The following is a 25,303-nucleotide window of genomic DNA, read 5'->3' as shown; positions in this document are numbered from 1 at the left end:
GCTGTGCCCCGGTCGGGCCGGTCCCCGGTCAGCGGGGCAGCACGCCCCACCCGCCCAGGTGCTCCAGGAGGCCCTCGGTGCAGGGCAGGTCCGCGAGCGCGGCGGCGTCGGCGAAGGCGACCGCGTCGGCGTCGTCGCCGGCGACGGGCACCGCGGCGGGGTCGAGCAGCGTGCACGCCAGGTCCGTGACGTCGTAGACCACGCCCGGACCGGGGATGCGCAGCCGTCCCACCACCGCACCTGCCCGCACCTGCAGCCCGGTCTCCTCGCGCACCTCCCGCTCGACCGCCTCGGCCGGCGTCTCGCCGGGCTCCACCCGGCCGCCGGGCACCGACCACAGCCCGCGCCCGGGGTCGGCGCCCCGGCGGATCAGCAGCAGCCGCCCGCCGGCGTCGTGCACGACCGCTCCCACGCAGGGGACGACGCGCGGCGGGTCATCCCCGGCGGGCGCGTCCTGGGTGGGCACGGCGCCGGACGCTACGCCCGCTGCGGAGGCTGCGCTTGACGAACACCCACGGCCACAGGACGGTAACGACGATGAGCGCCTCACCGGTCTGCCCGCGCTGCGGCGAGCGACTCGCCGTCCGCCCCGGGGACTCCGCTCAGGCGTGGTGCCACGTCCACGGAGCCGTCACCCCGCTGCACCACACGGCGCTCATCGCGCACGACGCCATCGCCGCGGTGACCGCCGACGCCCGCGTCCCCGCGTGGGTCCCCGACCCGATGCCGGCCGGCTGGTCGGTCACCGGCCTGGCGTGGGGTGGCGAACCGGGCGCCCGGGCCATCGTCGTCGACTGCGCCGGCCCGGCGCCGCTGGGCGGCTCGGCCGAACTCGTGCTCGTCGCCGAGGAGCCCGGCACCGGCGTGGGCTGCGGGTACGCCGGGCTGCCGGGACCCGACCCCGGTGACGTCATCAGCGGTCCCTCCTGGGCCACCGTCGAGGCGGCCGGCCAGCACGCCCCGCTGTGGGCGGTCCCGACCACCGACGACCGGGCGGCCTTCGTCGGCGAGGCGTACGGCGTCTGGCTGTGGCTGGTGATGTGGCCGATGTCGGCGGCCTGGCTGCTCGCCGAGCAGCTGGAGCTGCTGGACCTGCGCGACCGGCTCTACCCCGATCTCCCGCTGGGCCCGCCCAGCGAGCACCTGCTGCCCGGGCAGTAGCGGACCGCAGCGCCTCGCATCCCCGGCGGCGTGTTGCGGTCGGGGCCCCAGGGGCGCGTGTTACGCATGGACCCGGCCCGTCCGGGCCACCCCCCGGCGGCGCTGACCGCGGGTGGGCCGAGCACCACCCGGAGGTGGCGTGAACCTCAAGAAGGTCATCACCTGGCTGGCCGTCGCCTTCGTCATCTTCTACGTCATCCAGGCGCCGGAGAAGTCCGCGCAGATCGTCAAGACCGCGGGGGAGACCCTGGGGGACGCCGCCTCCTCGCTGGGCGAGTTCGTCGGGTCGCTGCTCTAGGCCGGCATGACCGGCCCGGTCACCGACCACCGCCCCGAGCGGTGGCGCAAGGACGCAGCCAAGTACCTGCTGCCCGGCGAGCTGCCGCCGGTCGTGGCGACCCGGCGGCACTGGGCGGTGCTGATCAGCCCCGCGCTCAAGGCCCTGCCGGTCCTGGTGCTCGGCGGCTGGCTGCTCGTGCTGGATCCGGGCAACCGGCTCACCGGCACCGCCGGGCTGCTGGTGGTCGCCGCGGCGCTGGTCGTCCTCGCGCTGCGGGTCGGCGAGTGGTGGATGCGCCACTTCATCGTCACCAACCGGCGGGTGCTGCTCACCAGCGGCATCGTCGTCCGCACCGTCGCCCTGCTGCCGCTGCGCCGGATCACCGACCTGACCTGGAAGGAGACCCTCCTGGGTCAGGTCCTCGGGTACGGCACCTTCCGCTTCGAGTCCGCCGGTCAGCAGCAGGCGCTGTCGGAGATCACCTACCTCCCGCAGGCCGACGTCCTCTACCGGCGGGTCAGCCAGCTGCTGTTCGGCGGCGACGAACTGGTCGACGGCGAGGACGAGGGCGGGGTGGGACCGGTGGCGCCGCAGAGCCCGGGACCGGACCGCGCCCGGCGGGACACCCAGCCGATCCCGCGGCCGCCGCAGGTCACCTGACCGGCCCGGTTCCGCGTACGGCAGGCTGACCGGTGATGCGGATCGACCTCCACACCCACTCGTCGGTGTCCGACGGGACCCAGACCCCGGCCGAGCTGCTGGCCGCCGCCCGCGACGCCGGGCTCGACGTCGTCGCCCTCACCGACCACGACACCACCGACGGCTGGGCCGCCGCGGTCGAGGCCCGTCCGCGCGGGCTGACCGTCGTCCCGGGTATGGAGCTCTCCTGCCGCTGGTTGCGCGGGCAGGGCAACCCGATCAGCCTCCACCTGCTGGCCTACCTGTTCGACCCGGAGCACCCCGCCCTGGCCGCCGAGCGCGCGCGGCTGCGCGCCGAGCGGCTGGGCCGCGGCGAGCAGATCGTCACGGCACTGGCCGAGGCCGGCTACCCCGTCGAGTGGGCGCGCATCGTCGAGTCCTCCCAGGGCGGGGTGGTGGGCCGCCCGCACGTGGCCCGCGCGCTGGTCGACGCCGGCGTCGTCGGCTCGGTGGACGAGGCGTTCGCCGACCTGCTGCACCACCGCAGCCCCTACTACGTGGCCAAGGCCGACACCGACGTCCTCGACGGCATCCGGCTGGTCCGGGCGGCCGGCGGCGTGCCGGTGTTCGCCCACGGCCTGGCCACCAAGCGCGGCCGGGTCGTCGACGACGACGCGATCGCGCAGATGGTGGACGCCGGGCTGCTCGGCCTCGAGGTCGACCACCCCGACCACAGCGTGTCCGAGCGGGCGCACCTGCGCGGGCTCGCCGCCGACCTCGGGCTGCTCGTCACCGGGTCCAGCGACTACCACGGCAGCAACAAGACGACGCCGATCGCCGCCTGCACCACCGCCCCCGACCAGCTCGAGGCGCTGCTGGCCGCCGGGACCGGCAGCGCGCCGTACACCGACTGATCCGGGACCGTCGGCGCCTGCGGCTAGCGTGGAGGCATGGCGGGCGGACAGCTGGAGATGCCGGGCATGCCCCGCCGGCTGTTCCCGGCCACACCGAGCAAGCTGGCCACCTTCACCGACTGCCCGCGCCGCTACCGGCACGCCTACCTCGACCGGCCGACCCCGCCCAAGGGTCCTGCGTGGGCGCACAACTCCGTCGGCTCGGCCGTGCACGCGGCGCTGCGGTCGTGGTGGGAGCTGCCGGTCCGGGAGCGGACGCCGGCCGCCGCCCGCCAGCTGCTGCACGGCGTCTGGTCGGCCGCCGGGTTCCGCGACGCCGAGCAGGCGCAGCGCTGGCGCTCGCGCGCCGCCGGCTGGCTGACCGACTACGTGACCACGCTGGACCCGGCCGAGGAGCCGGTGGGCACCGAGCGCCAGGTCGCGGCCACGACGGAGCGCCTGGCCCTGTCCGGCCGGGTGGACCGGATCGACCAGCGCGGGGACGACCTGGTGGTCGTCGACTACAAGACCGGCCGGGTGCCGAGCACCGACGACGAGGCGCGCGGCTCGGCCGCGCTGGCCGCCTACGTGCTCGGGGTCCGCCGCACGCTCCGCCGACCCTGCAGCCGGGTCGAGCTGCACCACCTGCCCTCGGGCACGGTCGCGGCCTTCGAGCACACCGAGCGGTCGCTGGCCAACCACGTGCGCCGGGCCGAGGACACCGCCGAGGACATCGAGCGGGCCACCGCGGCGCTGCACGCCGGGGAGGACGCCGACGCCGCGTTCCCCGCCGTCCCCGGGCGGCAGTGCGGCTGGTGCGACTTCCGCTCCTCCTGCGCGCCGGGCCGGGCGGCCGGTCCCCTGCCGGAGACGTGGGCCTTCCTCGCCGAGGAGGAGCCCGCGGTCACGCGCTGAGGGGCTCCGCCGTCCGCTCGACGCCGGCCCGCACGATCGGGGACTGCCGCACCCGAACCGGCAGCGCGAGCAGCGTCTGCCGGAACGCGCGGAGCGCGGCGGTCGCGGCGGCGTCGGTGAGGCCGAGGCCGGGCATCGAGAACATCTGCCGCGCCCAGGCCGGCAGCAACGCGAAGCCGAGGCCGGCGAGCCCGCCCCACGCCGGCCGGGCCGGGGTGAGCAGCTGGACCCACGTGGGCATCGGCGGCAGGAGCAGCAGCCGGACGGCGTCGCGCGCGGCGGGTGTGGCGGCCAGCAGCGGCCGCACGTCGGCGAAGTACGCCTGCAGCCCGGCGACCGTGCGCGGCACCTCGTCCTCCGGGACGCCGACCAGCACGGCGGCGGTGACCTGCTCGGCCACGTACCGGTCGGCGTCCTCACCGGTCAGCGGCACGCCGGCGCGGCGGGCGGTCGACAGCAGCGACTCCACCTCGCAGTTGTGCACCCACAGCAGCAGGTCGGGGTCGTCCACCCGGTAGGCGCGGCCGCTGCTCTGCTCGACGCCGCCGAGGCGGTGGTGCAGGCCGCGGACGCGGGTGACCGCCCGGTGCGCCTCGGTGCGCGTGCCGAAGGTCAGCGTCTCCACGTACTGGCCGGTCCGGATCAGCCGCTGCCACGGCTCGTCGCGGAACGCGGCGGAGTTGCGGGCGACGCCGTCCATGGCGACCGGGTGCAGCGCCTGCAGCATCAGCGCCCGCAGCCCGCCCGCGGAGTAGCTGGGGTCGGCGTGGATCCGCCAGGTGACGCTGCCGGGGCCGAAGAACCCCCGGTGGTCCTCCTCCGGCGTCCAGGACGCCGGGCCGGGCAGCGGGGTCCGGTAGCCGGTCACGCGCGGCCCGCAGCGGCTGAGCCGGCGTCCTCGTCGTCGGCCTCGTCCGCGGCGGAGACCGAGACCGACGCCCAGAACTCCAGCAGGACCTCGAGGGTCCGTGGCGGGTTCTCGACGGCGGGGGAGTGGATGGAGCCGGCGATCACCGCGTGGCGTGCACCCAGGCGGCGGGCCATGTCGGCCTGGGCGGCCGGGGTCCAGGCGTCGTCGGCCACGCCGTGGGCGACCAGCACCGGCACGCCGGTCGTCGCGAGCTCGGCCACCCGGTCCGGCTCGGAGGTCATCGCGTCGGCCATGCCGCGCAGCCCGGCGGCGCTGTTGGCCAGGAAGCGGCGGGCGTAGAACGCGCGGGTCGGGGCGGGCACGGCCTGCGCCCGGGGATCGGTCATCGCCAGCTGCTCGAGGGTCTCGTGCACCAGGGGCACGCCGCCGGCCTCCAGCAGCGGACCGAGGTGCTCCAGGAGGTCGGCGCGCGGGCCGACCAGCCGCGAGGGGCCGGAGCCGAGCAGCGCCAGCGAGCGGACCGCCGCCGGCTCGGCGAGGACGGCGGCGCGGGCGACCAGCCCGCCGAAGCTGTGCCCGAGCAGGTGCGGCACGCCGGTCTCGCCGGCGAGCTGCCGGGCCACGCCGAGCAGGTCGTCGCCGAGCTCGGCCACCGAGTACCGCGCGGGGTCGGCGGGTCCGGGGGACTCGTACTGGCCACGCTGGTCGATCGCGACGACGCGGTAGCCGGCGGCGCACAGCGGCCGCAGCAGCGGGGCGAAGTCCTCCTTGCTCCCGGTGTAGCCGGCCACCATGAGGACGGTGCCCCGCTCGCCGTCGCCTCCGGTGTCCAGCGCGGCCAGCGGTCCGGCGCCCCCGGCGAAGCTGCGGGGCTCGGCGTCGTGCTCGGCGAGCTGGCGCAGGTCGTCGGGGGCGATGGAGAGGGTGGAGCGGTCGTCGGGGCCGCCGGGCATGACCATGTCCCCAGTGAACCGCGCGCCGGCCGGGCGTGCCGCGCGGCCCCGCAGCGGGGCGGGAGCTCCGCGCTCAGCGGAAGGCGAGCACCCGGTCGGCCAGCCGGTAGACGACGACCGGCCCGATCGTGGCGGCCCGCCCGCCGGCGGGCAGCTCACCGGCCACCGTGCTGCGGCCGAGCTCCTCGCCGGTGCGCGAGTCGCGGGTGACCAGCGCGCCGTCCTCCGGGACGACGACCGGCGCGGCGACGAGCTCCAGGCCCTTGTCGGCGCCGACGGCGGGCAGCCCGCGCGCCGGCACCGACCACAGCAGCCGGCCGGTCGCCTGGTCGAGGGCCAGCGCGGTGCCCCGGGCCCAGACGAGCAGCGTGCCGCCGCTCTCGACGGCCACGGGCGGGAGGCCGTCGGCGTCGTCGGGGCCGGCGGGCGGCAGCGGCACGGGCAGCAGCGGGACGCCGTCCTGGGCCCGGACGAGCTGCAGCTCGTCGCCCACCGCGAACGCGACCAGCCGCGAGGCGCCGACGAGGGCGACGGGCGTCGCGTCGTCGGGCAGCGGCACGTCCCGGCTCCACACCCCGTCGCCCTCTCCCCGGTCGAGCCCGCGCAGCCGCGCGGTCCCGTCGCAGGTCTCCAGCAGGACGACGGCCGTGCTGCCGACGGCCCCGGAGGAGATCCGGCAGCCGTCGGAGGCGTCGGCCCGCCAGCGCAGGGTGTTGCTGCCCGGGTCGACGACGACCACGCCGGACGGCGCGGTCGCCAGGACCATGCCGGGGGAGCTGGTCAGCGTGATGTCCGGCCGCAGGCTCAGGTTGCGGGTCCACTGCCGCACCCCGGTGCCCGCGTCCAGGGCCACCGCCTCGTCGCAGCGGCCGGCCGTGGCGAACACCGCGACGACCCGTCCGTCGACGGCGGTCACGTCGCACATCCGCGCGTTGGACCGGGTGTAGTGCCAGGCCTCCTCGCCGGAGACCGCGTCGAGCGCCCGCACGCCGTGCTCCCCGCCGACCAGGACGCGGCCGCCCTGCACCACCGCCTCGGGCAGCGGGCCGGCCGCGGCGTCCCAGGCCGCGGAGACGGCGCCGGCCGGCGCCCCCTCGGGGACGTCGGCCGGCGCGGCGGTCGTGCTCTCGGTCGCCGCGGCGTCCGATCCGCGCCACAGCAGGGCGGCCACCACCACCAGGGCGAGGGCGGCCGCGGTCCACACCCACACGCGCGGGGGCGGCAGGCCCGGTCGGCGCCGGCCACCCTCCCGGGCCTCGCGCCGAGCGGGCGAGGCGTGGGGGGGAGGGTGGCCCTCCATCAGGCGGCGGACTCGGAGCCGCCGCCCCCGGATCCGCCGCGCCCCGAGCCGCCCCGGCGACGGCGCCGGCGGCGCGGCTTGGACGCGGTGTCGGACGAGCTGTCGGACGCGGTGCCGGAGGCGGCCTCGGGCACGGTGCCGCCGGAGGCGTCGGCCGAGCCGGTCAGCTCCTCGGCGGAGGGCCGGGGCGTCTCGGCGGCGGCCGCCGCCGCGGCGCCGCCACCGCGGGTCCGCCGGCGCGGGCGGCTCGTGCGGGGACCGGCGGGGCGCTCGGCGTCGCCGCCGGCACCCGCGTCGGAGCCGCCGTCCCGGCCCGGGCCGCGGCCGGCGGGACGGTTGCGCCTACCGGTCTCCCCGAGGTCCTCGAGGGTCTCGGCGTCCAGACCCTCGCGGGTGCGCTGCGAGCGCGGCAGCCGGCCCCTGGCGCCCTCGGGCACGTCGAGGTCGGTGTAGACCCACGGCGACGTGGAGTAGGTCTCCGGCGGGTCGTCGAAGCCGAGGTCCAGCGCCTTGTTGATCAGCTGCCAGCGGGGGATGTCGTCCCAGTCGACGAGGGTGACCGCGACACCGGTGCTGCCGGCGCGGCCGGTGCGGCCGATCCGGTGCACGTAGGTCTTCTCGTCCTCGGGGCACTGGTAGTTGACGACGTGGCTGACGCCGGTGACGTCGATGCCGCGGGCGGCGACGTCGGTCGCGACCAGCACGTCGACCTTGCCGCTGCGGAACGCGCGCAGCGCCTGCTCGCGCGCGCCCTGGCCGAGGTCGCCGTGGACGGCGGCGGCCGCGAAGCCGCGATCGACCAGTTCGTCGGCGACCTTCTGCGCGGTGCGCTTGGTGCGGCAGAAGACCATCACCAGGCCGCGGTCGCGGGACTGCAGCACGCGGGCGAGCAGCTCCGGCTTGTCCAGGTTGTGCGCCCGGTAGACGAACTGGGTCGTCTGCGGGACGGTGCTGCCCTCGTCGTTGCCGTGCGCGCGGATGTGCGTCGGCTGGGTCATGAACGACCGGGAGAGGGTGACGATGGGGCCGGGCATGGTCGCCGAGAAGAGCATCGTCTGGCGCTTCTCCGGGACCATCGCGAGGATCCGCTCGATGTCGGGCAGGAAGCCCAGGTCGAGCATCTCGTCGGCCTCGTCGAGCACGAGCGCGCGGACCTTGCCCAGGACCAGGTCGCCGCGCTGGGCGAGGTCCAGCAGCCGGCCCGGCGTGCCGACGACGACCTCGACGCCCTTCTGCAGCGACTCGATCTGGGGCTCGAAGGCGCGGCCGCCGTAGATGGCCTGCACGCGGATGCCGCGGCGGGCGCCGGCGGCGGCCAGGTCGCGGGCGACCTGCACGCACAGCTCACGGGTGGGGACGACGACCAGGGCCTGCGGGACGCCGTCCCCGCCCTCGGCCGGGGGCGCGACGCGCTGCAGCAGCGGCACCCCGAAGCCCAGGGTCTTGCCGGTGCCGGTGCGCGCCTGGCCGATCAGGTCGTTGCCGGCCAGCGCCAGCGGGAGGGTGAGCTCCTGGATCGCGAACGTGCGGGTGATCCCGACGTCGGCCAGCGCGGCGATGATGTCGGGGTGGACGTCGAAGTCGCTGAAGAGCGGGCTGTCGGGGGCGACCGGCGCGCCGCCGAGCTCCTCGACGGACTGCTCGATCTGCTCGGGGGCGGGGGCGCCGGTCTCGGCGTGCTCGAGCTCGGGAGTGGTGGGGGTGTTCTCGGTGGACGTCAGTGGTCTCGCCTCGGTCTGCTGGGGGAGCGGGCACCGGCGACGGTGACGTCGCAGCGGTCCGCTCCGCGGTCGGGGGTCGCGGATCTCTCTGCAGCGCCGACGCGACCAGCGGACCGGGCCCTGCGAAGGAGCCCGGGAGACCTCCCCGGCCCGGACCGTGCCGGGCTGTGCAGGGGGTCGTCCAAGACGTGTCAGCGCACGTGGATCAGGCGGGCCGGCGGGCCCACCGACCTCCATGCTAGCGCGGGGGGCGGCTAGCCTCCCTCCCGCCGCGTGTCGGCTCCCCCGCCCGGGGCAGTCGGCGGCCCATCCCGGAACCCGAGGAGCCCTGCCGTGACCACGGTCGAGACCCGCGCCGTCGTCGATCTGCTCGGCGCGCTGGCCTACGCCGAGCTGACCGCCTTCGACCGGCTCGCCGAGGACGCCCGGATGGCTCCCACGCTCGGCGGCCACGCCGCGCTGGCCCGCATGGCCGCGGCCGAGCTCGGCCACCACGTCCGGCTCGCCGAGCGGCTGGCCGAACTGGGCGCCGACCCGGCCGGGGCGATGACCCCGTTCGTGCCCGCGCTCGACGCCTTCCACGCCAGCACCCGCCCGCGGACCTGGCTGGAGGGCCTGGTGAAGGCCTACGTGGGTGACGGGCTCGCGGCGGACTTCTACCGGGAGGTCGCCGTCTTCCTGCCCGAGCCCGACCGGGGGCTGATCCTCGAGGTCATGGCCGACACCGGCCACTCGGACTTCGCCGTCCGGGAGGTGCGCGCGGCCATCGCGACCAACCGCACCGTCGCCGGCCGGCTGGCGCTGTGGGGCCGGCGGCTGGTCGGGGAGGCGATCACCCAGTCGCAGGCCGTCATCGCCGAGCGCGACGAGCTGGCCAGGCTGATCATGGAGGGCACCGGTGACCTGTCCGGGATCGGCCGGCTGATCGAGCGCATCACCTCGACCCATACCGAGCGCATGCGCACCCTCGGCCTGAACCCCTGAGGTCCGTGTCACCGGCCGCCGCCCGGGCACACGAGCACGCCGTGCGCCCGGAGCAGCCCGCCAGCAGCCGGACGCCGCCCTGATCTCGGCGCACCGCGGTGGCGCGGGGGACGACCGGGAGCGCGAGAACACCCCGGCGGCGCTGCGCGGGCGCGCGAAGGTGCACCTGGACCTCGAGCCGCTGGCCCGTCCCGAGGCCGGCGACCCGGTGCCGCCCGAGCACGAGGTCGCCCTCGTCCGGCACGTGGTCGACGTGATGGGCGCGGACGACGTCGTCGTCACCGGGCTGCAGGACGAGGCCGTCGCGGCGGTGCGGGCGTGGTCGCGCGTCCACTGCCCGCAGCTGCTCGTGGGGTTGTCGCTCAGCCGCGACGTCGGCCCCGGCGGGCTGCGCAAGGTGCTCACCGGGCGGCTGGGGGAGGTCCTGCCCGGTCGGCGGCTGCGCGCCAGCGACGCCGACCTCGCCGTCTGCCACCGGACCCAGGCCCGGCTGTGGGGCGCGCGCTGGGCGCGGCGGCACGACCTGCCGCTGCTGGTGTGGACCGTCGACAACCCCCGCGAACTGCGCCGGTGGCTGGTCGACGACCGCGCCTGGCTGGTGACGACGAACCACCCGGCCCGGGCGGTGGCGTTGCGCTCGGAGCTCTCGGCCGAGGTCGCCGGCCGCTGAGGGCGGGGCTCCGGGCCCGCCGGGACGCCGACGGGGCGCCCCCTCCGTCAGGAGAGGACGCCCCGTGAGCACCCCGCTGCCGGGCCCGCGGCGAGCGGGCGTCGTCGGGGCAGCGGGTCCGCCGTCAGGCGCTGGTGCCGGCGATGAACCCCACCCGCGGCTTGTCGGCCGGGGCGATCTCCACGTAGGCGATCCGGTCGACCGGGACGACGACGCGGCGGCCGCGCTCGTCGACCAGCGTGAGCAGCCCGTCCTTCGTGGCGCCGCTCATGGCCGCGGCCACGTCGGCAGCGATCTCGTCGGGGGTCTTGGGGCTGTCGATGACCAGCTCCCGGGGGGAGTGTTGGACACCGATCTTGACTTCCACGCGGATGCCTCCTCGAGTTGCACTGCTGCGGTCCACGCTAGTCCAGCGCCGCGGACGCGACCGGCCCCGCAGCTGCGCCGTCAGCGAACGGCGGGCGCCGCCGGCGATCAGGTCCCGGGCTCGACCCGCGGGAATCCGGACATGCCGCGCCAGGCCAGCGCGGACATGAAGGCCACGGCCTCGTCGCGGTCGACCGATCCCTTGCTGGCCAGCCACCAGCGGGCGCTGGTCTCGGCCAGCCCGGTCAGCCCGGAGGCCAGCAGCATGGCGCGCTCCCGGTCGGCCCCTGTCTCGGAGGCGATGACCTCGGCGATCGCCTCGACGCAGGCGTGGGTGCCCCGGTCGACCAGCGTCCGGACGTCCTCGTCGTTGCGCAGGTCGGACTCGAACACCAGGCGGAAGGCCTCGCCGTCGGCGTCGATGAAGTCGAAGTAGGCGCCCACCGCGCCGTCGACGCGCTCCCGGTTGTCGGCCGTGCCCGACATGGCCCGGCGCACCCGCTCGGTCAGCTCGGTCACCTGCAGCTCGAGCAGCGCCAGGTACAGCTCCCGCTTGCCCGGGAAGTGCTGGTAGAGGACCGGCTTGCTGACCCCGGCGCGGTCGGCGATGTCGTCCATCGCGGCGGCGTGGAACCCCTGCGCCACGAACACCTCCTGCGCCGCCTGGAGCAGCTGCAGGCGGCGCGCGCCCCGCGGCAGGCGGGAGGTGCGGCGGACCGGGACGGGTGACGGGCGCGACAGTGACATGGCGCGGGGGATGTTACCGACGGGTCACTCCGGTGCGCGTCGCGGCGTGGGGCGGCATACCGTTCCCCGGTGCCCCGACCCGCCGGCCCCCTCCCGACGACGTCCGCGCGGCTGTCCGCCGCCGCCCTGCCGCCGCTGGACGGCGAGTCGCCGCCGTGGCCGGGGGAGCACGTACCGGTGCGGGGCGGCGAGGTCTTCGTGCGTCGCACCCGGTGGAGCGGTCCCGGTGGCGGCACGGACGACGGCGCGCCGCGCGAGCGCGCCGTCTACGTGCACGGGCTCGGCGGCGCCTCGACCAACTGGACCGACCTGGCCGGCCTGCTCGCCGTCCGCTGCGAGGGGTGGGCGGTCGACCTCCCCGGGTTCGGCCGCAGCCGCCCGCCGCGCGGCTCGTACTCCATCCGCGGGCACGTGCAGGCGGTGGTCGACGTGCTGGAGCGCGTCGTCGCCGAGCCGGGGGAGGGGGCCGGGCGCCCGGTGCACCTGATGGGCAACTCCCTCGGCGGCCTGGTCGCCCTGGTGGTCGCCGCCCGCCGTCCCGACCTCGTGGCCACGCTGACGCTGGTCTCCCCGGCGATGCCTGTCTACCGGGTGCCCCGGGCGTTCAGCCCGGCCCTGCTGCTCCTGCTGCTGCCGGGCATGCCGTCGGTGGCCGAGCGCCGGCTGGCCGGCGTGACGCCCGAGCAGCAGGTCCGGGGCATGGTCACGATGTGCTTCGGCGACCCCTCGCGGATCCCGCCGCGGCGCCTCGAGCAGGCCCTGGCCGAGATGCGCGAGCGCACCGAGCAGGCCTGGGCCCACCAGGCGCTGGCCCGGAGCATGCGCGGGCTCATGACCTCCTACCTGCGCGTGGGTGCGGCCAACGCGTGGCGGATGGCCCGGGCGCTGCGCGTCCCGACGCTCGTGGTCTGGGGCGACCGGGACCGGCTCGTCGATCCGGCGCTCGCCCCGCGCCTGGCCCGCACGGTGCCCGACGGGCGGCTGCTCCTGCTGCCCGGCGTCGGTCACGTGGCCATGCTGGAGGCGCCGGAGGTGACCGCCCGCGCCGTCCTCGCCCTGATCGAGGACACGACGGGGGGCCCCACCCGCGACACCACCGAGGACACCGCGCGGGCCGCGGCCGGGGACCGAGCAGCCGGGCCCGGCGACGCGCGTCCCCGACACGCCTGACCGTCCCGCGCGCCCGGTGCTCACGGGCGGTGATCGTGAGAGCCTGGTGAGTGGCCGGTATCCGGCCGGCAGACCGGACGACGTGCGGGAGGGCGTGCCGTGGCAGCACCGCCGGCCGGCGGCAGGTCCGGGAGCCGGCGCGGCGCCGACGACACGGACCGTCGCGCACCGCGGGTCCCGCCGCACGCCGGACGCCGTCCGCCGCCCCCGCCGCCGAGGGCGCGCCCGGCCGGCGCGCGCCCGCGCGTGCCGGGCGTCGAGGACCGCTTCCCCGGCAGCCGGGGCCCCGGTGCCCGCCCGGAGCCCGCCGCCCCGGCCCGGCGCGGCGGCCGCCCGCCGGGCCGACTCCGCCGCTTCGTCCGGCGGTACGGCTGGCGGGCCTACGCGATCCCGCTGCTCACCGTCGCGACCCTGCTCACCCTCGTCGACCTCGCCCGCCAGGGGACCCGGCCGGAGGAGGCGTCGGCCGGGGGGCCGGCGGCAGCCTCGTCGCCGGCGGAGGCACCGGCACCGCCCGCGGCCGCCGCCGTCGGGCCGGGGACGCCGAGCCCGAGCGGACCGGCCGAGGGGGAGGCCCCGCCGAGTGCCGAGCCCCCGGCGGTGGGCACCTACGTCGAGCTGGGTGCGGGCACGGTCACCGTCGTGCCCGGCTCCTCGCAGGTGTACGGGTCCGGCCCGCTGCGCCGCTTCGTGGTCGAGGTGGAGGACGGGATCGAGGTGGAGGGCGCCGGCTTCGCCGCCGCGGTCGAGGCGACCCTCGCCGACCCCCGCGGCTGGGGCAGCGGCGGCCGGCTGTCGTTCCAGCGCGTCGGCGTCGAGGAGGCCGCCGCGGGGGCGTACGACTTCAAGGTCACGCTGATCAGCCCCGGCAGCATGGAGCGGTACTGCCCCGGCGTGGGCACCGGCGGGTACACCTCCTGCCGGTACGGCGACCGCGCGGTCATCAACCTCGCCCGGTGGGAGACCGCCGTCCCCGACTACGAGGGCGACGTCGCCACCTACCGCCTCTACGTGGTGAACCACGAGGTCGGTCACGCGCTCGGCAACGGCCACCAGCCCTGCCCCGGTCCCGGCCAGCTCGCGCCGGTGATGCAGCAGCAGACGCTGGGGCTGCAGGGCTGCGTCAAGAACCCCTGGCCGTATCCCTGACAGCACGGACGCCGGCGACCGCGGGAAGAACCGCCGCTGGGACGCTGTTGTGCGGAGGAACGTCGGTCCCGGGAGGGACCGCTGTCCGCGAACCCGAGGAGCACGCGTGTCCCTGCCACCCCTGGTGGAGCCCGCCGCCGACCTGTCGATCGACGAGGTCCGCCGGTACAGCCGGCACCTGATCATCCCCGACGTCGGCATGGACGGGCAGAAGCGCCTGAAGAACGCCAAGGTCCTCGCCGTCGGCGCGGGTGGCCTCGGCTCGCCGGTGCTGATGTACCTGGCCGCCGCGGGGGTCGGCACGCTGGGGATCGTCGAGTTCGACGTGGTCGACGAGTCGAACCTGCAGCGGCAGATCATCCACGGCGCCTCCGACGTCGGCCGGTCCAAGGCCGAGAGCGCGCGGGACTCCATCGAGGAGATCAACCCGCACGTCGACGTCCGGCTGCACGAGACGCGGCTGGACAGCGACAACGTGCTGGAGATCTTCGGCCAGTACGACCTGATCGTCGACGGCACCGACAACTTCGCCACGCGCTACCTGGTCAACGACGCCTGCGTGCTGCTGGGCAAGCCCTACGTCTGGGGCTCGATCTACCGGTTCGACGGCCAGGTGTCGGTCTTCTGGGACGAGCACGGACCCAACTACCGCGACCTCTACCCGGTGCCGCCGCCGCCCGGCATGGTGCCCAGCTGCGCCGAGGGAGGCGTGCTCGGTGTCCTGTGCGCGACCGTCGGCGCCATCCAGGCCACCGAGGCGGTCAAGCTCATCACCGGCATCGGCGAGACGCTGCTGGGCCGCCTGATGGTCTACGACGCCCTGGAGATGACCTTCCGCACGATCAAGGTGCGCAAGGACCCCGAGGGCGAGCCGATCACCGGCCTGATCGACTACGAGACCTTCTGCGGCGTCGTCTCCACCGAGGCCCAGGAGGCCGCGGCCGGCGCGACGATCACCGTCGACGAGCTCAAGGACATGATGGACGCCGGCAAGGACTTCGAGCTCATCGACGTCCGCGAGCCCAACGAGTACGAGATCGTGTCGATCCCCGGCGCGAAGCTCATCCCCAAGGACGAGCTGCTGTCGGGCCGCGCGCTGGCGCAGCTGCCGCAGGACCGGCCGATCGTGCTGCACTGCAAGACCGGCGTCCGCTCCGCCGAGGTGCTGGCCGCGGTCAAGAACGCCGGGTTCTCCGACGCCGTCCACGTCCAGGGTGGCGTGACGGCCTGGGCGACCCGCATCGACAAGGCGCTGCCCACGTACTGACGACGGGGGCCGCGCCGGCGCGGCACGAGGGCCCGGGCTCCCCGCGAGGGAAGGCCGGGCCCTCCGTCGTGTCGGCGGTACGCGGTTCACTGGGGGCGTGCCCGCCGACGACGCCGCCCTCCTCGAGCTGTTCCAGCGCGCGCAGAACGCGTTCACCGACCGGGTCGACGCCGTCGAGTCGGGGCGGTGGGACGTCGCGGCCCTGCCCGGCTGGACCGTGGCCGACCTGGTCGCCCACCTCGTCGACGAGAACCGCTGGATGCCGGACCTGCTCGCCGGCGACCCCGTCGAGCTGGTCGAGCCCCGCTTCTCCCACGCGACCGCCGACCTGCTCGGCGACGATCCGCTGACCGCCTGGGAGACCGCCGCCGACGCCGCGCTGGCGGCGCTGGCCGCGACCGACCTGCACGGCACCGTGCACCTGTACCGCGGCCCGACGCCGATCCGGGAGTACGTCGAGGAGCTGACCGCCGACCTCGTCGTGCACGGCTGGGACCTCGCCCGCGCCACCGGCGGTGACGAGCGGATCGACCCGGCGCTGCTGCGCGCGGCGGCGGTGGTGGGCGACCGGCTGCCGGCCGAGGGCTGGCCCGGGCTGTTCGACCCGCCGCTGCAGGTGCCGGCCGGTGCTCCGGAGCAGGCGCGGGTGCTCGCCCGCTTCGGCCGCCGGGCCTGACCGCACCCCCTAGGCTGCAGCCGAGGAGGTGGCGGTGTGAGCACTCCCCCCGGGGCGGCGGTGCGCCTGGCCGCGCCGCTGCGGGCGCTGCGGGCGGAGGCGACCGCGCTGTTCGACCTGGCGGTCGCGCGGGCCTGGGACGCCGCCGATCGCACGACGCTGGCCGCGATGCGGGACCGGGCGGCCGCTCTGCTGGGGCACCCGGCCGGCCGGCGGGTCCGGTCCGACGACCCGGTGGTCGCCGACTGCGTCGAGTTCGCCGAGCAGTTCGTGCTGGACGTCGCCGGGGTGGGCGAGGTCCAGCGGGAGCGCCTGCGGCGGCACCTCGGCGGACCCGCCCTGACCGACCTGGTGCGGGCCTTCCACGTGGTCGAGTACGGGCTCCGCCTCGAGCTGGCGTCGGCGCGGCTGTTCGACGGCCCGCTGCTCGCCGGGTCACCGGGGCCCGCCGGGCCCGACGGCGATCCCTCCACCGCGCTGCGTGCGGCGACGACCGACTTCCAGGACGCCGCCGTCCGGGGGCGGGCCCTCGACCCGGTGCTCACCGAGCTCGTCCGGCTGCGCTGCGCGCGCACCCACGGCTGCCGGATCTGCCAGACCCTGCGGCTCGCCGACGCCCGCGAGGCCGGCGTGGACGACGCCATGACCGCCGCCGTCGACCGGTACGAGAGCAGCGACCTCGCCGAGCGCAGCAAGGCCGCGCTCCGCGTGGCCGACGCCGTCGTCCTGCTGCCCTCGGGCCTCACCGCGGAGGTGGTCGCCGGCGTGCACGGGCAGCTCGGCGCGGAGGAGCTGGCCGAGCTCTGCCTCGACGTGACCAAGTGGAGCACCCAGAAGGTGCACGTCGCCCTCGGCACCGACGGCGCCGAGCGGCTGCCGCTGAACGAGCAGGGCGTGAGCTTCTTCTCGTTCGACGAGGCCGGCCGGGTGGCCGGCTTCTCCGCCGACCTCCACGGCTGACGGCCGCGCACCGTGGGCCTCGACCCCGCCGACGTCGACGAGGCGGTCTACGACGCGGTCGAGGCCATCCCGACCGGCCGGGTGAGCACCTACGGGGCGATCGGCCGGCTCGTCGGCGTCGGCCCGCGGCGGGTGGCCCGCGCGCTGAGCTCCGGCGGGGGCGCGGTGCCCTGGTTCCGGGTGGTCCGCGCCGACGGCACGGCCGCCGAGCCGGTCCGCGCCCGCCAGCTGGAGCTGCTGGCCGGAGAGGGGGTGCCGGTGCGCGGCGGTCGGGTGGACCTGGCCGCGGTCGGCTGGCCGGACTGACGGACCGTCGTCCCGGGGGCTGACGCCGGGCCGGAGATGATCGTCCCGGAGGCCGACGCGCCGAGGTGACCTGCGGAGATGGACTGGGGCCATGCACGCGACCCTCCTCGAGCCGCCCGTCGTCAGCCACCGATCGCGGGGGAGGCGACTGCTGCGCCGGACCGGGGCGACCGCGCTGGCCGGCCTCCTGGTCTCGCTGCTCCTGGCCTGCGCCGCGTGGCTGGCCACGCCCGGGGTCGGCGACGCCCGGGACCGGGTCGACGCGCTGCTGGCCGGGCACGCGGCCCCGGCCCTGACCGGCGAGCTGCCGGAGCGGGTCACCCTCGCGGTCCTCGCCACCGAGGACAGCCGGTTCGCCGGGCACATCGGCGTCGACTGGCGCGGTGCGCTGCGGGCCCCCTGGGGGGTGGTGACCGGCCGCGACCTGGGCGGGTCGACGCTGCCGCAGCAGCTGGCCAAGAACCTCTACGAGGGTGGCGCCAACGACCCGCCCGCCCGCGTCCGGTCCGTCGTCCTCGCGGTGAAGCTGGACGCGCACTGGAGCAAGGAGGAGCTGCTGCGGATGTACCTCGACGCCGCCTACTTCGGCCACGGGTTCTGGGGGGTCACCGCCGCGAGCCAGGGCTACTTCGGCCTGGCGCCGGACCAGCTCTCGTGGCCGCAGGCGAGCATGCTGGCCGGCCTCCTGCAGGCGCCGAGCGCCTACGACCCGCTGGTGCACCCCGAGCGGGCGGCCGCCCGCCAGGCGCACGTGCTCGACCGGCTCGTGGACGTCGGCGTGCTCACCCGCGCGGAGGCCGACGAGGTCGCCGCCGCGCCGTGGGGCCTGCTCGGCGGGTGAGCCGTGCGTCCCGGGAACCGTCGGTACCCCGTGGTCCCATGGGGACGTGGCAGTGCGGGGGGACGTCGAGCCGGTCTACCGGCTCGTGCAGGCCGACGGGCCGCCGGCGGCCCCGCCGCGGCTGGACCCCACCCAGCAGGCGGTCGTCGACCACCCCGGCGGCCCGCTGCTCGTCCTCGCCGGGCCGGGTACCGGGAAGACGACGACGATCGTCGAGGCGGTCGCCGCGCGCATCGACCGCGGCGTGGACCCCGAGCAGATCCTCGTCCTGACCTTCAGCCGCAAGGCCGCCGCCGAGCTCCGCACCCGCATCACCGCCCGGGTCGGGCGCACCATCCGCGAGCCGCTGGCCCGCACCTTCCACTCCTACGCCTACGGGGTGCTGCGCCGGGCGGCGCTGCTGCGCGGGGAGGCGCCGCCGCGGCTGCTCACCGCCGCCGAGCAGGACGCCGTCGTCGCCGAGCTGCTGCGCGGTGACCTCGCCGGGGAGGGCGCGGTCCGCTGGCCGGAGTCGCTGACCCCGGCGCTCACCACGACGGGCTTCCGCACCGAGCTGCGCGAGCTGCTGCTGCGCGCGACCGAGCGCGGCGTCGGCGCCGACGTGCTGGCCGCGTGGGGGCGGGAGCTCGGCCACGACGCGTGGGTGCACGCCGCCGCCTTCCAGGAGCAGTACGAGGCGGTCACCGCCTTCTCCACCGCCGGCCGCGGTGACGCCTCCGGTTACGACCCGGCCGAGCTGGTCCGCGCCGCGATCGCCGAGCTCGCCGCCGACCCCGACCTGCTGCGCGCCGAGCGGGAGCGCGCCCGCTGGTTGTTCGTCGACGAGTACCAGGACACCGACCCCGCGCAGGTCGAGCTGCTCGGGCTGCTGGCCGGGGGCGGCGGCGACCTGGTCGCCGTCGGCGACCCCGACCAGGCCATCTACGCCTTCCGGGGGGCCGAGCCGCGCGGGATCGTCGAGTTCCCCGAGCGGTTCCGGCACGCCGACGGCCGGCCCGCCGCCCGCCTGTCGCTGGGCGTGTGCCGCCGCTCCGGCGCCGAGCTGCTGGCGATCGGCCGCCGGGTGGCCGAGGGACTGCCCGGGCCCTGGGAGCACCGGCGCCTGCAACCGGCCGAGGACACGACGCCCCGGTCCGGCGGGGGCACCGCCCCGGGCGCGGCCGAGGTGCACGTGTTCGGCTCGACGGCGGTCGAGGCGGCGTACGTCGCCGACGCCCTGCGGCGCGCGCACCTGCTCGACGGCGTCCCGTGGTCGGAGATGGCGGTCGTGGTGCGCACGGCGCTCGCGCTGGGCCCGCTGCGGCGCGCGCTGACCGCCGCCGGGGTGCCGGTCGCGGTCTCGACCGACGACCTGCCGCTGCACGCGCAGCCGGCGGTCGCCCCGTTCCTCGGCGCGCTCACCGTGCTCCTGCCGCGGCCCGGCGTCCCCGCGGGGGAGCTGCCGCTCGACGAGCCCGCCGCCGAGGCCCTGCTGGCCTCGCCGCTGGGCGGCGCCACCGTGCTCGACCTGCGCCGCCTGCGCCGTGCGGTGCGCATCGCGCTGGCGCGGCGCGGGGTGGACGCCGCCGAGCGGGGAACGCCCCTGGCCACCGTCCTCACCGACGAGTTCCTCCTCGCCGAGCTGCCCGAGCACGTGGCCCGTCCGGCGGCCCGGGTGGCCGGCGTGCTCGCCGCCGGCCGGGCGTCGCTGGCCGGCGGCGGTACTGCCGAGGACGTCCTCTGGGCGATGTGGCAGCGCAGCGGGCTGGCCGGGCGGTGGTCGCGGGCCAGCGCCGCCGGCGGGGCCGCCGGTGCGGTGGCCGACCGCGACCTGGACGCGGTCGTCGCGCTGTTCGACGCCGCCGCCGGCTTCGTCGACCGGCTCCCGTCGGCGGACGTGCGCGCCTTCGTGGAGCACCTCGCCGCCCAGGAGCTGCCGGGCGACACCGGCGCGGCCCGGGCCGCCACCCCGCAGGCGGTCCGGGTGCTCACCGCGCACGCCAGCAAGGGGCTGGAGTGGGACGTCGTCTGCGTGGCCGGCGTGCAGGAGGGGCTGTGGCCCGACCTGCGCGACCGCGGCTCGCTGCTGGGCACCGAGCTCCTGGTGGAGCGCGCCGCGGGCATCGACGGCACCGCGGTCGACCGGCGCACGCTCGCGCTGGCCGAGGAACGCCGGCTGTTCTACGTCGCCTGCACCCGCGCCCGCCGCCGGCTGCTGGTCACCGCGGTCGAGGGTGCCCTGGACGGGGCGGACGCCGGCGCGACCGCCTCCCGCTTCCTGGACCTGGTCGCCCCGCCGCCGGAGGACGGCAGGCCGCTGACCCCGCTGCCGCGCTCGCTCACCCTCCCCGCGCTGGTGGCCGAGCTGCGCCGGGCGGTCGCCGACCCGCAGACCCCGCCGGCGCGCCGGGCCGCGGCGGCCGCCGTGCTGCGGCGGCTGGCCGAGGAGGGGGTTCCCGGCGCCTCGCCGGACGACTGGTGGGGGCTGGCCCCGCTGTCCGACGACGCCCCGCTGGTGCCCGAGGAGCTGACCGTGCGTGTGCGGCCCTCGGCCATCGAGACCTTCCAGCGCTGCCCGCTCCGGTGGGTGCTCGGCGCGGTGGGCGCGGAGGCCTCGCCCGACGCCACGCGCACGGTCGGCTCGGCGGTGCACGCCGTGGCGCAGCGGGTGGCCGACGGGCTGCCGGCCACCGAGGCGAGGGACGCGCTGGCCGCCGAGCTCGACCTGCTGGACCTGGGGCCGGGCTGGTCCGACCAGCGCCAGCGGGTGGCCGCGCACGACATGCTCGACCGGTTCCTGCGCTGGCACGCCGCCAACCGCCGGGAGCTGCTGGCCGCCGAGGCCGACTTCGACGTCGTCCTCGGCCGGGCGCGCATCCGGGGGCAGGTCGACCGGCTGGAGCGCGACGGGGAGGGCCGGCTGGTCGTCGTCGACCTCAAGACCGGGAAGAGCGCGGCACGGGAGATCGAGACCCACGGTCAGCTGGCGGCCTACCAGGTCGCCATCGCCGCCGGGGCGTTCGGCGGGCACGGCAGCGACCCCGGCGGGGCGGCGCTGCTGCAGGTCGGCTCGGGCGCGAAGGCCAAGGAGCAGCACCAGGAGCCGCTGCCGGCCGGCGTCCCGGTGGAGCAGACCTGGGCCGGGGAGCTGCTGGCGCGGGTGGGGGAGGGCATGGGCGCGGCGACGTTCGAGGTGCGCACCGGCAGCCACTGCGCGCGCTGCCCGGCCCGCCGCACCTGCCCGCTGCAGGAGCGCGGCCGGCAGGTGACGTCGTGAGGTCCCGGCAGAGCGCCCCCGAGGAGCAGCTGTCGTTCGACGACCTGTTCGGCGGCGCCCCCGAGCCGGCTCCGGCGCCCCGGCGGGTGCTCACCCCGGCCGAGGTCGCCACCCGCTGCGGCCTGTCGTACGCGCCGTCCGACGAGCAGGCCCACGTCGTCGCCGCGCCCGCCGACCGGCCGCTCGTCGTCGTCGCCGGCGCCGGGTCGGGCAAGACCGAGACGATGGCGGCGCGGGTGTCCTGGCTGGTCGCCAACCGCGTCGTCGAGCCCGAGACGATCCTCGGCCTGACCTTCACCCGCAAGGCCGCCAGTGAGCTCAACGAGCGCATCAGGCTGCGGCTGGGTGCCCTGGCCCGCCACCCGGAGACCGAGCCGGAGCTGCGCGAGCGGCTGTCCATCGCCATGCCCACGGTCTCCACCTACCACGGCTACGCCGCCGCGCTGGTCGCCGAGCACGGGCTGCGGATCGGCGTCGAGCCCGGCGCCGGCGTGCTCGGGCCGGCCATGTGCTGGGGGCAGGCCGCCACGGTCGTCACCGGCTACACCGGCGACATGGACGACGTCCCCCTCGGGCTGGTGTCCACCGTCGAGGACGTGCTGGCCCTGGCCGCCGAGCTCGGCGAGCACGACGTCACCCCGGCGGCGCTGCGCGCCTGGACGGCCACGCTGGAGCACCGGGTCGCCGGCTACCCGGACGCGCCGCGCAAGAAGGGGCCCTACGCCCCGGTGCTCGAGGTGCTGACCCGGCAGCGGGCGCGGGTCGCGCTGCTGCCGCTGGTCGAGGCCTTCGAGGCCCGCAAGCGCGCGGCGGGGGCGATCGACTACGCCGACCAGGTGAGCCACGCGGCGCGCATCGCCGTCGCCGCCCCCGAGGTCGGCCGGCGCGAGCGCACCCGCTGGCAGGTGGTGCTGCTCGACGAGTACCAGGACACCAGCGTCGGCCAGCTGCGGATGCTCGAGGCGCTGTTCGGGCGCGCCACCGGCCACCCGGTACTGGCCGTGGGCGATCCCCGGCAGTCCATCTACGGCTGGCGCGGGGCGTCGGCCGGCACCATCGAGCGCTTCGCCCGCACCTTCCCCGGCGCCCGCGGCCGGCCGGCGCAGCGGCTGACCCTGGCCACCAGCTGGCGCAACGACGAGGCGGTGCTCGCCGTCGCCAACGCGGTCTCCGGCCTGCTGCCCCCGCCGCCGCAGGAGCTGCCGGACCTGGCGCCGTCGCCCACCGCGGGCCCGGGCGCGGTCGGCGTCGGGCTGTACGAGACCGTGGCCGAGGAGAACGCCGCGCTGGCCGACCGGCTCGCCGCCTGCTGGCACGGCACCGACCCGCAGTTCCCGCCCCGGCCGGACGGCGGCCGACCCACCGTCGCCGTCCTGGTGCGCACCCGCAAGCAGCTCCCGGCGATCGCGGCCGCGCTGCGCGAGCGGGACCTGCCCGTGGAGGTCGTCGGCCTGGGCGGGCTGCTCGAGGTGCCGGAGGTGTCCGACGTCGTCGCCACGCTCACGGTGCTCGTCGACCCCGCCGCCGGTGACGCCCTGGGCCGGCTGCTCACCGGCGCCCGCTGGCGGATCGGCCCCCGCGACCTCGCCGCACTCGAGGCCCGCGCCCGCGCGCTGGTGCACGCCCGCACGCCGCAGCGCCCTGCCGAGGACGCGGACACGGGGCAGCGGCCGGAGCCGCCGAGCGAGCGCGGCAGCATCGTCGAGGCCCTCGACGACCTCGGCGACCCCTCCGCCTACTCCGCCGCGGCCTGGCGACGGCTGCGCCGGCTCGGGGCCGAGCTGGACCGGCTGCGCGGCCGGCTCCCCGACTCGCTGCCCGACCTGGTCGACGAGGTCGCCCGCACCCTCGGCCTGGAGACCGAGCTGGCCAGCGCTCCCGGCGTGAGCCCGGCCGGCGCGCGGGCCCACCTCGACGCGCTGCACACCGTGGCCGCCGAGTTCACCGATCTGGCGGAGCTGCCCTCGCTGCCGGCGTTCCTGGGCTACCTGCGCGACGCCGAGGAGCGCGAGCGCGGCCTCGAGCCCGGCGAGGTGGCCGTCAACCCCGAGGCGGTCCAGCTGCTCACCGGGCACTCGGCGAAGGGTCTGGAGTGGGACGTCGTCGCCGTCCCGGGGATGACCGCCGACCAGTTCCCCGCCCGCACCGACAGCAGCGACTCCTGGATCAAGGACCCGGGCGCCCTCCCGGTCGACCTGCGGCTCACCGACCGCGACGAGCTGCCCCGCCTGAGGCTGCCGGTGCCCGGCTCGGGCGACCAGGCCGTCGTCCGGGCCGCGCTCGAGGACTACGTGGCCGAGTGGAAGGAGTTCGGCCTCGCCGAGGAGATCCGGATCGGCTACGTCGCGGTCACCCGGGCCCGGCACCTGCTGCTGTGCTCGGGCAGCTGGTGGCGCGACGGCGTGAAGCCCTGCGGTCCCTCGGTGCTGCTGGACACCGCCCGCCGCGCCTGTGCCGCCGGGGCCGGGGTCGTCGTCCACTGGGCCGAGCCGCCGGACGAGGGCGCGACCAACCCGGCGCTGGAGGAGTGGCCGGTCGGCATCTGGCCGGCCGACCCGCTGTCCGAACCCCGCCGGCGGGCGCTGACCGCGGCCGCGCAGCTGGTCGACGCCTCCGAACCGCACCCGCTGGAGGTCGAGCGCCTGGGCGCCGACGACCCGCTGGTCGACGCCTGGGTGCGCGACGCCGACCTGCTGCTGCGCGAGCGGGCTCGCACCGACCGCCCGCAGGTCGAGGTCCCGCTGCCCTCCCACCTGTCGGTCTCCGCGCTGGTCACGCTGCGCCGCGACCCCGCCGAGCTGGCCCGGCGGCTGCGCCGGCCGATGCCGGCCGCACCGGCCCCGCAGGCCCGCCGGGGCACCGCCTTCCACGCCTGGCTGGAGGAGCGCTTCGGCGCCTCCCGGCTGCTCGACCTCGACGAGCTGCCCGGCTCCGGAGACGAGCTCGCCGTTCCCGACAGCTCCCTGGCCGACCTGCAGGAGGCGTTCCTGGCCGGCGAGTGGGCCGACCGGCAGCCGGTCGAGGTCGAGGTCCCGTTCGAGACGCCGCTGGGCCCGCTGACGCTGCGCGGGCGGATCGACGCCGTCTTCGCCGACGAGGCGGGGAACTACGAGGTCATCGACTGGAAGACCGGCCCACCGCCGCGCGGCGCGGAGCTCGCGGCGGTGGGGGTGCAGCTGGCCGCCTACCGGCTGGGCTGGTCACGGCTGACCGGCGTCCCGGTCGAGCGGGTCAGCGCCGGCTTCCACCACGTCGCGGCCAACCTGACGGTCCGACCGGTCGACCTGCTCGACGAGGCCGGCCTGCTCGCGCTGGTCTCCGGCACGGCCTGACGCGGCGGCGCGGGCGCCGTCCGGGCCGACCTGCCGGCGATCGTCGCGGCCCTCCGGCCGCCCTCCCTGCCGCACCGGGTCCGAGGCGGTCCTGCCCGACCCGCGCGGCGGGTGACCGGACGCCGGCCCGGGTACGGAATCGGTGGCCGAGCCGAGGCCCGCCCTCCGATGTGGAGTCGCCGTGCCCCCCTCTCCCGACGGTCCGACACGGGCCGACCACGTGCCCTTCGATCCCCCCGGGCGGCCGGTCGGCCCGGACCGGCTGGCCTCCATCGCCCGCGCGGTGGCCGAGCGCCCCGTGCTGTGGCGCGCCCGCCTCGACCGGCAACGGACGCAGCGCACCTACCACGAGGTCTACACCGACGAGCACCTCGGCGTGTGGGCGATCTCGTGGATGCGACCCGACCACGACACCGGCTTCCACGACCACGACCGCGCCTGCGGGGCGGTGCACGTCGCGGAGGGGGCCATCCGGCACGAGCACCTGCGCCTCGGCGCCCGGCCCGAGGGCCGCGCGGTGCCGGCCGGGGAGGGGTTCGCCTTCGACGAGACCGCCATCCACCGGATGCGCTGGGAACCCGGCTGCGGCCCGACGGTCACCATCCACGCCTACTCGCCGCCGCTGGTGCAGACCGGCCAGTACGGCGAGCACCAGGACGCGCTGCTGCACCGCGTCCCCACTCCCGCCACCGATCAGCTGGAGCCGCACGGCGGCCAGGGCACCCCGTCGCGGAACGCGCTCAGCGGCTGACCGGAAAATAGTCACCCGCACTGGAACTCGACGGACGCGCTGCAGCGGACCTCGGCGGCAGTCGGCGAGGTCGGCTGGAGTGTGGGGTCAGGCGG

General features: G+C 77.1%; 24 protein-coding genes. 17 read left to right on the top strand and 7 right to left on the bottom strand.

The window, feature by feature from the left end:
* Window positions 1-28: 28 nt before the first annotated feature.
* Window positions 29-466 (bottom strand): NUDIX hydrolase, encoded by a 438-nt coding sequence (locus ACK586_RS19535; protein ID WP_409332171.1) that lies wholly within the window; start codon window positions 464-466, stop codon window positions 29-31.
* A 71-nt stretch (window positions 467-537) separates the two neighbouring features.
* Between ACK586_RS19535 and ACK586_RS19530 the strand changes: the two genes are divergently transcribed.
* The 5 genes from ACK586_RS19530 to ACK586_RS19510 all read left to right on the top strand — a co-directional run bounded on the left by ACK586_RS19530 (window position 538) and on the right by ACK586_RS19510 (window position 3,888).
* The gene (locus tag ACK586_RS19530; protein WP_409332170.1) at window positions 538-1,161 is read left to right on the top strand and encodes a DUF6758 family protein; all 624 of its coding nucleotides are present in this window, start codon (window positions 538-540) and stop codon (window positions 1,159-1,161) included.
* 139 nt (window positions 1,162-1,300) lie between these two features.
* Window positions 1,301-1,459, top strand: coding sequence for a hypothetical protein (locus ACK586_RS19525; RefSeq protein WP_409332169.1), 159 nt, complete (start codon window positions 1,301-1,303; stop codon window positions 1,457-1,459).
* Between the two features lie 6 nt (window positions 1,460-1,465).
* Complete coding sequence (locus ACK586_RS19520; RefSeq protein WP_409332168.1) at window positions 1,466-2,101, top strand: PH domain-containing protein; 636 nt, start codon at window positions 1,466-1,468, stop codon at window positions 2,099-2,101.
* A gap of 35 nt (window positions 2,102-2,136) precedes the next feature.
* Complete coding sequence (locus tag ACK586_RS19515; RefSeq protein ID WP_409332167.1) at window positions 2,137-2,994, top strand: PHP domain-containing protein; 858 nt, start codon at window positions 2,137-2,139, stop codon at window positions 2,992-2,994.
* A gap of 36 nt (window positions 2,995-3,030) precedes the next feature.
* A complete protein-coding gene (locus tag ACK586_RS19510) occupies window positions 3,031-3,888 on the top strand; it encodes a RecB family exonuclease (RefSeq protein ID WP_409332166.1) in 858 nt (285 codons plus the stop codon).
* Here the strand turns inward: ACK586_RS19510 and ACK586_RS19505 are convergent.
* The 4 genes from ACK586_RS19505 to ACK586_RS19490 form a co-directional block, all read right to left on the bottom strand.
* A complete protein-coding gene (locus ACK586_RS19505; protein ID WP_409332165.1) occupies window positions 3,878-4,756 on the bottom strand; it encodes an oxygenase MpaB family protein in 879 nt (292 codons plus the stop codon). The two genes, ACK586_RS19510 and ACK586_RS19505, sit on opposite strands and share 11 nt — an antisense overlap.
* Window positions 4,753-5,718, bottom strand: a complete 966-nt coding sequence (locus tag ACK586_RS19500) for an alpha/beta fold hydrolase (protein ID WP_409332164.1) — start codon at window positions 5,716-5,718, stop codon at window positions 4,753-4,755. Before ACK586_RS19500 ends, ACK586_RS19505 begins: the two co-directional genes overlap by 4 nt.
* Window positions 5,719-5,785: 67 nt before the next feature.
* Window positions 5,786-6,922: an outer membrane protein assembly factor BamB family protein gene (locus ACK586_RS19495; RefSeq protein WP_409332163.1), complete on the bottom strand. Its 1,137-nt coding sequence runs from the start codon at window positions 6,920-6,922 to the stop codon at window positions 5,786-5,788.
* Between the two features lie 89 nt (window positions 6,923-7,011).
* The gene (locus ACK586_RS19490) at window positions 7,012-8,970 is read right to left on the bottom strand and encodes a DEAD/DEAH box helicase (RefSeq protein WP_409332162.1); all 1,959 of its coding nucleotides are present in this window, start codon (window positions 8,968-8,970) and stop codon (window positions 7,012-7,014) included.
* A gap of 96 nt (window positions 8,971-9,066) precedes the next feature.
* On the opposite strand from ACK586_RS19490, the gene ACK586_RS19485 reads away from it, so the two are divergent.
* Together ACK586_RS19485 and ACK586_RS19480 are read left to right on the top strand one after the other, a co-directional pair.
* Complete coding sequence (locus tag ACK586_RS19485) at window positions 9,067-9,717, top strand: ferritin-like fold-containing protein (protein ID WP_409332161.1); 651 nt, start codon at window positions 9,067-9,069, stop codon at window positions 9,715-9,717.
* A 160-nt stretch (window positions 9,718-9,877) separates the two neighbouring features.
* Window positions 9,878-10,387, top strand: coding sequence for a hypothetical protein (locus tag ACK586_RS19480; protein ID WP_409332160.1), 510 nt, complete (start codon window positions 9,878-9,880; stop codon window positions 10,385-10,387).
* 124 nt (window positions 10,388-10,511) lie between these two features.
* Here the strand turns inward: ACK586_RS19480 and ACK586_RS19475 are convergent, their stop codons facing one another.
* Together ACK586_RS19475 and ACK586_RS19470 are read right to left on the bottom strand one after the other, a co-directional pair.
* Window positions 10,512-10,754 carry a DUF3107 domain-containing protein gene (locus ACK586_RS19475; protein ID WP_409332159.1) on the bottom strand — a complete coding sequence of 81 codons (243 nt, stop codon included), beginning with the start codon at window positions 10,752-10,754 and terminating at the stop codon, window positions 10,512-10,514.
* 107 nt (window positions 10,755-10,861) lie between these two features.
* A complete protein-coding gene (locus ACK586_RS19470; protein ID WP_409332158.1) occupies window positions 10,862-11,500 on the bottom strand; it encodes a TetR/AcrR family transcriptional regulator in 639 nt (212 codons plus the stop codon).
* 69 nt (window positions 11,501-11,569) lie between these two features.
* On the opposite strand from ACK586_RS19470, the gene ACK586_RS19465 reads away from it, so the two are divergent.
* The 10 genes from ACK586_RS19465 to ACK586_RS19420 all read left to right on the top strand — a co-directional run bounded on the left by ACK586_RS19465 (window position 11,570) and on the right by ACK586_RS19420 (window position 25,208).
* Window positions 11,570-12,670: an alpha/beta fold hydrolase gene (locus tag ACK586_RS19465; RefSeq protein ID WP_409332157.1), complete on the top strand. Its 1,101-nt coding sequence runs from the start codon at window positions 11,570-11,572 to the stop codon at window positions 12,668-12,670.
* Window positions 12,671-12,916: 246 nt separating this feature from the next.
* Window positions 12,917-13,819 carry a DUF3152 domain-containing protein gene (locus ACK586_RS19460; RefSeq protein ID WP_409332156.1) on the top strand — a complete coding sequence of 301 codons (903 nt, stop codon included), beginning with the start codon at window positions 12,917-12,919 and terminating at the stop codon, window positions 13,817-13,819.
* Between the two features lie 106 nt (window positions 13,820-13,925).
* Window positions 13,926-15,086, top strand: a complete 1,161-nt coding sequence (gene moeZ / locus ACK586_RS19455; RefSeq protein WP_409332155.1) for an adenylyltransferase/sulfurtransferase MoeZ — start codon at window positions 13,926-13,928, stop codon at window positions 15,084-15,086.
* A gap of 97 nt (window positions 15,087-15,183) precedes the next feature.
* Window positions 15,184-15,762: a TIGR03086 family metal-binding protein gene (locus ACK586_RS19450; protein WP_409332154.1), complete on the top strand. Its 579-nt coding sequence runs from the start codon at window positions 15,184-15,186 to the stop codon at window positions 15,760-15,762.
* A 36-nt stretch (window positions 15,763-15,798) separates the two neighbouring features.
* The gene (locus ACK586_RS19445; RefSeq protein WP_409332153.1) at window positions 15,799-16,722 is read left to right on the top strand and encodes a carboxymuconolactone decarboxylase family protein; all 924 of its coding nucleotides are present in this window, start codon (window positions 15,799-15,801) and stop codon (window positions 16,720-16,722) included.
* A 12-nt stretch (window positions 16,723-16,734) separates the two neighbouring features.
* Window positions 16,735-17,028 carry an MGMT family protein gene (locus ACK586_RS19440; RefSeq protein ID WP_409332152.1) on the top strand — a complete coding sequence of 98 codons (294 nt, stop codon included), beginning with the start codon at window positions 16,735-16,737 and terminating at the stop codon, window positions 17,026-17,028.
* 91 nt (window positions 17,029-17,119) lie between these two features.
* A complete protein-coding gene (locus ACK586_RS19435; RefSeq protein ID WP_409332151.1) occupies window positions 17,120-17,869 on the top strand; it encodes a biosynthetic peptidoglycan transglycosylase in 750 nt (249 codons plus the stop codon).
* 46 nt (window positions 17,870-17,915) lie between these two features.
* Window positions 17,916-21,125, top strand: coding sequence for an ATP-dependent helicase (locus ACK586_RS19430; protein ID WP_409332150.1), 3,210 nt, complete (start codon window positions 17,916-17,918; stop codon window positions 21,123-21,125).
* Window positions 21,122-24,457, top strand: coding sequence for an ATP-dependent helicase (locus tag ACK586_RS19425; RefSeq protein ID WP_409332149.1), 3,336 nt, complete (start codon window positions 21,122-21,124; stop codon window positions 24,455-24,457). Before ACK586_RS19430 ends, ACK586_RS19425 begins: the two co-directional genes overlap by 4 nt.
* A 181-nt stretch (window positions 24,458-24,638) precedes the next feature.
* Window positions 24,639-25,208, top strand: coding sequence for a cysteine dioxygenase (locus ACK586_RS19420; RefSeq protein WP_409332148.1), 570 nt, complete (start codon window positions 24,639-24,641; stop codon window positions 25,206-25,208).
* Window positions 25,209-25,303 lie beyond the last annotated feature (95 nt).

It is taken from the genome of Trujillonella humicola (assembly GCF_046233715.1).
Lineage (GTDB): Bacteria > Actinomycetota > Actinomycetes > Mycobacteriales > Geodermatophilaceae > Trujillonella > Trujillonella humicola.
Note: the sequence above shows the minus strand (reverse complement) of the source record. Positions and strands in the feature narration are given on the sequence as shown.